Origin of the sequence: Candidatus Hydrogenedens sp. (assembly GCA_035378955.1) — a bacterium.
Taxonomy (GTDB): domain Bacteria; phylum Hydrogenedentota; class Hydrogenedentia; order Hydrogenedentales; family Hydrogenedentaceae; genus Hydrogenedens.
The window spans coordinates 1-6,091 of sequence record DAOSUS010000118.1; the positions used below are offsets into that span (position 1 = coordinate 1).

The 6,091-nt window shown below is 39.9% G+C and carries 4 protein-coding genes; all 4 read right to left on the bottom strand.

The window, feature by feature from the left end:
* Positions 1 to 7: 7 nt before the first annotated feature.
* On the bottom strand, positions 8 to 1,084 hold the full coding sequence (gene pheA, locus PLA12_14195) for a prephenate dehydratase (GenBank protein ID HOQ33639.1): 1,077 nt from the start codon (positions 1,082 to 1,084) through the stop codon (positions 8 to 10).
* On the bottom strand, positions 1,081 to 3,225 hold the full coding sequence (locus PLA12_14200; protein HOQ33640.1) for a 3'-5' exonuclease: 2,145 nt from the start codon (positions 3,223 to 3,225) through the stop codon (positions 1,081 to 1,083). Before PLA12_14200 ends, pheA begins: the two co-directional genes overlap by 4 nt.
* Before the next feature lie 63 nt (positions 3,226 to 3,288).
* Positions 3,289 to 4,290: a dihydroorotate dehydrogenase-like protein gene (locus PLA12_14205; protein ID HOQ33641.1), complete on the bottom strand. Its 1,002-nt coding sequence runs from the start codon at positions 4,288 to 4,290 to the stop codon at positions 3,289 to 3,291.
* Positions 4,291 to 4,312: 22 nt separating this feature from the next.
* A partial coding sequence (locus tag PLA12_14210) for a thiamine pyrophosphate-dependent enzyme (protein ID HOQ33642.1) occupies positions 4,313 to 6,091 on the bottom strand: 1,779 nt, incomplete at its 5' end.

The window sequence follows — 6,091 nt, forward strand, 5'->3', positions numbered from 1 at the left end:
AAATGCTTTATGTTTCGAGTTCGATAGTGGCGCGAGGGAAGGAACCTAATATTTTTAGGTTTCTTGCTCTGTCGCTAACATCTTCAATAACTTGTTGGACTTTTTCGTCTTTGATATGTCCCAGGAAATCGATAAAGAAAACATATTCCCAGGGTTTTTGGCGGGAGGGACGGGATTCGATACGGGTTAAATTGATATTTGATTCGGCGAAGGGCATAAGGAGGTTGTATAAGGCGCCGGGTTTGTCTTTGGCAGATAAAAGTAATGAGGTTTTGTCGTCGCCGGTAGGTTCTACAATTTGATGTCCTAAAACAACGAATCGGGTGTAGTTATGAGGAATATCTTCAATGTGTTCGGCGACAATGTCGAGATTGTAGGTTTGAGCGGCTAATTTGCTGGCGATTGCGGAGGTATTGGGTTCTTGAGAGGCGCGTCGGGCGGCTTCTGCGGTGCTGGATACTTCAATCAGTTCGACACCGGGTAGGTTTGCTCGAAGCCAGTTTCTGCATTGGAGCAGGGCGTTATCTTTAGAATATACACGGCGAATTTGGTCGATGGGGCATTTGGCGAGAAGATTTTGAGAAATCTGGAGGAGGACTTCGTTGATTATTTTTAATTCTGAATTGATAAACAGGTCTAAGGTATCGCTCACGGAACCGCCCGTTGAACTTTCTATAGGAACGACGCCGTAATCAATGCGTCGTCGTTCTACTTCTGTAAAGACATCTGCGAAAGAAGGTAGGGGATGATATTCTGCGGAGGTGCCAAATACGCGTAATGCAGCCATGTGGCTGAAAGTATCTCGTGGTCCTAAGAAGGCAACGCTGGTCGGTTTTTCGAGCGAACGGATGGCACTCATAATTTCGCGGTAAATAGAACGGATAGCCCGTTCGTCTAAAGGACCGTGGTTCGATTGTAGTAATTTTTCTATAACGGATTTTTCCCGTTCGGGAACATAAAACGGTACCTGAGAACCGCTTTTAATTTTGCCTATTTCTTGAGCGCAGGAGGCTCTTTCATTAAGAAGGCTGATGATTTTTTGGTCAATCTCATCGATTTTTTTTCGTAATTCGTTGATATTCAATTTTTCTTCCTCTTAATAATTTCCATAGGTGCCATATTTATAAGAAGAACTGCTATTTTACCGGAGTCGAAACGGACTCTTACTCTCATTTTATCGCCACTGCCTTCTGTATTTAAAACAACGCCATATCCGAATTTGGCGTGTCGGACTTTTGTCCCTAATCGGTATTCTCTTTTTTTCTCTTCTTTTGTGGGCAACATTTTTTTATCAGGTAAGTGAATTGTTTTGTTATTTTCTACATTTTTCTTTATACCATATACTTCTACATTTTGCAGGTCTATTTCAAACAGAAATCGGGACATAAGTCTATCGGGGATTACTCTACCGTAATATAATCGGGATGCAGCCCCAGAAAGGATAAGCCGTTTCCGAGCACGGGTCATAGCCACATAACAAAGCCTTCTTTCTTCTTCTATATCGGCATAGGGGTCATCTTCATCCAGGTATGGGAATAAGCCTTCTTCTAAACCTGTCAGATAAACATAGTTAAATTCGAGACCTTTTGCACTGTGACAGGTTAAAAGATGAACGGCATTTTTCTGGGGTTGTTGTGTATCTATATCGGATAATAGAGCAAATTCTTGTAGGAATTCGAGAAGGGATTTTTCTTTCATAGAGTTTTGTTCACAGATGGTAATAAATTCTTGAATGCTTTTTTCGCGGTCTTTTCCTTCTTTTTCTGCTATATTGTTTATATATTCCCAATAATTTGTTTTTTCGAGTAAGTATTTAACGGTATCCCCTATCGTTTTTTCTTTTGAAACTAATTTTATTTCATCTATTAGATCTACGAATTCTTTAATGGATTTTCGGGTTCGCATGGGGAAGGTTTCATCATGTTCTATAAATCGTAAGACATGGAAAAGTGGTTTTTGCTTTTGTTTTGCATATACTTCCATTTGTTGCAGGCTTACCTGCCCTAAATTGCGGTGTGGGACATTGATAATTCGGCGGAATGCGTCATCATCTTCTTCGTTGGTTAGCAGGCGAAGGTACGCAACAATATCTTTTATTTCTTTTCGGGCATAGAAACGGATACCTCCGATAACAATATGTGGTATACCCCTTTTTCGGAAAGCCTCTTCGAAGGGACGGGATTGATGGTTGGTTCGGAAAAGGATTGCTACTTCTTCCAGTGGGTATTGATTTTTTTGTATGTCATTAGCAATCCATTCTGCTTCTTCTTCATCGGTAGTAGCCCAGTAAAATTTGATTTTATCTCCTTCGTCGTTTTGGGTCCATAGTTTTTTACCCAAACGGTTTTCGTTATGTTCTACTAATTTATTGGCTAATAACAGGATATTTTTTGTGCTACGGTAATTTTGTTCCAAACGGTATATAGTGGTGTCAGGAAAAATTTTAGGGAAGTTTAGTATATTGTTCAAATCACTTCCACGCCAGGAATAAATACATTGGTCTTCATCACCTACAACAAATACACGATTGTGCGAGCCTTTTAATGCCTGGACAAGGCGGAACTGGGCATGGTTTGTATCTTGAAATTCATCAACCAATATATCTGTAAAGTGATAATGCATTCTCTCGCGAATGGTGCTGTGTTCTTCTAAAATTTTTACGGGTAGGGAAATTAAATCATCGAAATCTACCATGCCCTGGGATTGCAAAGTATCTTGATATATATCCCAAAGTTTAAGGAAATGAGAATTTGGAGGGGTTATCGGACTATCTTTAGGTTCGGAAATGTTTTGTTTGTATCTACTTATCCAAACCTGAGCCTCACGGGGAGTAAATTGTTCTAAAAGGATTGGGTCAGATTTCAGGATTTTTTTCAAATGTGAAATTTGGTCATCATCATCTATGAGTATAAAATTATTTTTGAGATTGATATAAGAGGCGTATTTTCTTAGGAATTGTAGACCGAAGGAATGGAAGGTGCCTACCCAGGGCTGTTTTTCTGTTTGATTAATTCGGGCAAGAACTCTTTTTTTCATTTCTCCGGCAGATTTATTGGTAAAGGTAACTGCGAGAATTTGTTCTGGAGAAATTCCTTTTTCGTTTATTAGCCAGATAATATGTTCAACAATAACCCTTGTTTTCCCTGTTCCTGCTCCTGATAAGACTAATACAGCCGGTTCATAAGCATGAACAGCGTTTATTTGATCAGGGTTTAAAGAAGCCATGTTAAAGTAAACAAAAAGGATATTTTTAATGATTTAAATATTATTAATAAGGGTTAGGTTTCATTAACTACCTGCGGTATAACGAGTAAGTGCATGCATATAATTTGCTCGTTCGAATGCAGCGGGTTCATTTACCGATTTCTGGCTCATACTCCCCTGCATTATTTCGATAGAATCATACTCATGTTCGTTCAACCATTGTTCTAATTTTTTCAGAACGGTTGATAGATGAGGAATACCGAATTTGAGCAATGCAGAAGTCATCATAGCCACTTTTGCACCTGCCATCATGGATTTTACGACATCTTCCGCCGTATGAACACCGCCTGTAATTGCGAAGTCAATAGGAATTCTACCGTATAGGATAGCAACCCAGCGCAAACGAAGTAACAGGGTGTTAGATGTACTCAAATTGATATGGGGAACAACTTCCAAATTGTCTAAATCAAAATCGGGTTGATAAAAACGATTAAAGAATACCAGAGCGTTAGCACCGGCTTCGGCAAGTCTTTTCGCAACATTGGGTAAAGAACTGAAATAAGGGCTAATTTTGACGGCTAAGGGAATAGTAACTTCTTTTCTAATTTCTTTAACCAGTTCCACATACATATTGGAGACATAATCACTGGTCATATTGGGGTCGGTAGGAATAAAGTAGATATTCAATTCGAGGGCATCAGCACCGGCTTCTTGAATTTTCTTAGCATATTCAATCCAGCCCCCTTTTGATACGCCATTTAAGCTACCCATGATAGGGATGGAAACGGCTTGCTTTGCCTTATGTATATGTTCCAGATAAGCCTCAGGACCCATACGGAAATCACCTAATTCAGGGAAATAGGTAATGGCTTCCGCAAAACTTTCTGACCCATAGGAAAGGTTGCTATCTAATTCACGACTTAACAAAGTAATCTGTTCTTCAAATAATGAATGTAAAACCACGGCGGAAGCACCTCTGTCTTCCATTCGTTTTATGTTATCAATGTTGTCACATAAAGGGGAAGGTGAAACAACAAGGGGGTTTCTCAATTTAATTCCAAGGTAGTTTGTTGTTAAATCTGCCATTTTTCAACTCCTTATTTGTATTTTATTTTGTCTGGTTTTCTGCTACGGCTTCTTGAATATTTTTCATTTCAGATTGTAATTCATTACAAGACATAGAGGCTAAATATTCATACAATTTCCAACGCATCCGCACATCTTTTTGAGCCTCGTTTAAGAGCATCTTTGCTGTTTCAGGACTGCTTAGAGATAACATTTTGTATCGTGTTTCATTATAGATATATTCCTGTAATGGCATGGAAGGACCTTTAGAGTCTAATTGAAGGGGATTTTTCCCTTCATTTAAGAGAAGTGGATTAAACCGTACAAGTTGCCAATGTCCTGTGGCTACTGCTTTCTTTTGTTGTTCTAATCCCATAGTAAGATTATAACCATGAGCAATACAATGGCAGTAAGCGATAATTAATGAAGGTCCGGGATAGGCTTCTGCTTCGCGGAAGGCTTTTATAGTCTGTGCATCATTGGCACCTATTGAAACTCTTGCTACATAGCAGGTTCCGTAGGTCATTGCCATTAGGGCAAGGTCTTTTTTGGGAGCCGGTTTTCCGCCAGCAGCGAATTTTGCTACTGCAGCACGAGGCGTTGCTTTTGAACATTGTCCACCGGTGTTGGAATATACTTCTGTATCCATTACCAATATATTTATATCGCGATTGGAGGCAATTACATGGTCAAGACCACCATAACCAATGTCATACGCCCAACCATCACCGCCAAGGACCCATATACTTCTTTTAACAAGGACATCCGCAACCGATAATAATTCCTTTGCAAATGGATTGTCTAAATTACTTAATTTCTGTTTTAGAATGTTTACACGGTCTCTTTGTGCTTTGATTCCTTCTTCTGTGGTCTGGTCTGCTGTTAATAAAGCGGAAACCAATTCTGTCCCGATTTGGGTTTCTAATTGTTTTAATAGATACTGAGCATAACTTAACTGGGTATCTACGGCTACTCTCATACCCATACCAAATTCTGCGTTATCTTCAAATAACGAATTACACCATGCAGGACCTTTGCCTTCTGCATTAGTTGTCCAGGGGGTTGTAGGTAAGTTTCCGCCGTAAATAGAAGAACAGCCCGTTGCATTAGCCACCAACATACGGTCTCCAAACAGTTGGGACATCAATTTTACATACGGAGTTTCTCCACAGCCGGCACAAGCCCCTGAAAATTCAAATAGGGGTTGAAGTAGCTGAATGTCTTTGACGAGATTCAAGTTAACCTGGGACCTATCAAAATACGGAATACTTTCAAAGAAATTCCAGTTTTCCCGTTCTGTTTCACGAAGGGGTGCTTGTGGTTGCATGGTAACACCCCGATTCTTTACTTCCTTCTTATTCTTGGCAATACAAACTTCGTAACATAGACCGCAACCTGTGCAGTCTTCGGGAGATACCTGTAATGTGTAACGGAGATGTTTATATTCTTTCCATTTGGGTTCTGTGGATTTGAAGGTAGGTGGTGCTTTTTCTAAATATTTTGGGTCGTATATCTTTGCACGAATAACTGCATGAGGACAAACCATCACACATTTCCCACATTGGATACAAACTTCAGGGTCCCATACAGGAATTTCAAGGCCAATATTTCGTTTTTCCCATTTGGTTGTCCCGGTGGGGAATGTTCCATCCACAGGTAATTGACTTACCGTAAGTTCATCCCCTTCTCCTGCGATAATTTTACCCAATATATTTTTAACAAAGTCCGGTGCTTCATCGGGAATCGGTGGTGCAAAATCGAAAGAACTGGTTACCTGGTCGGGTACTTGAACTTCGTGAAGATGGTCTAATGTCATATCTAC

Excerpts from the sequence above, each read along its gene's own strand:
- PLA12_14200 (HOQ33640.1), bottom strand. The coding sequence starts at position 3,225 with ATGGCTTCTTTAAACCCTGATCAAATAAACGCTGTTCATGCTTATGAA.
- PLA12_14205 (HOQ33641.1), bottom strand. The coding sequence starts at position 4,290 with ATGGCAGATTTAACAACAAACTACCTTGGAATTAAATTGAGAAACCCC.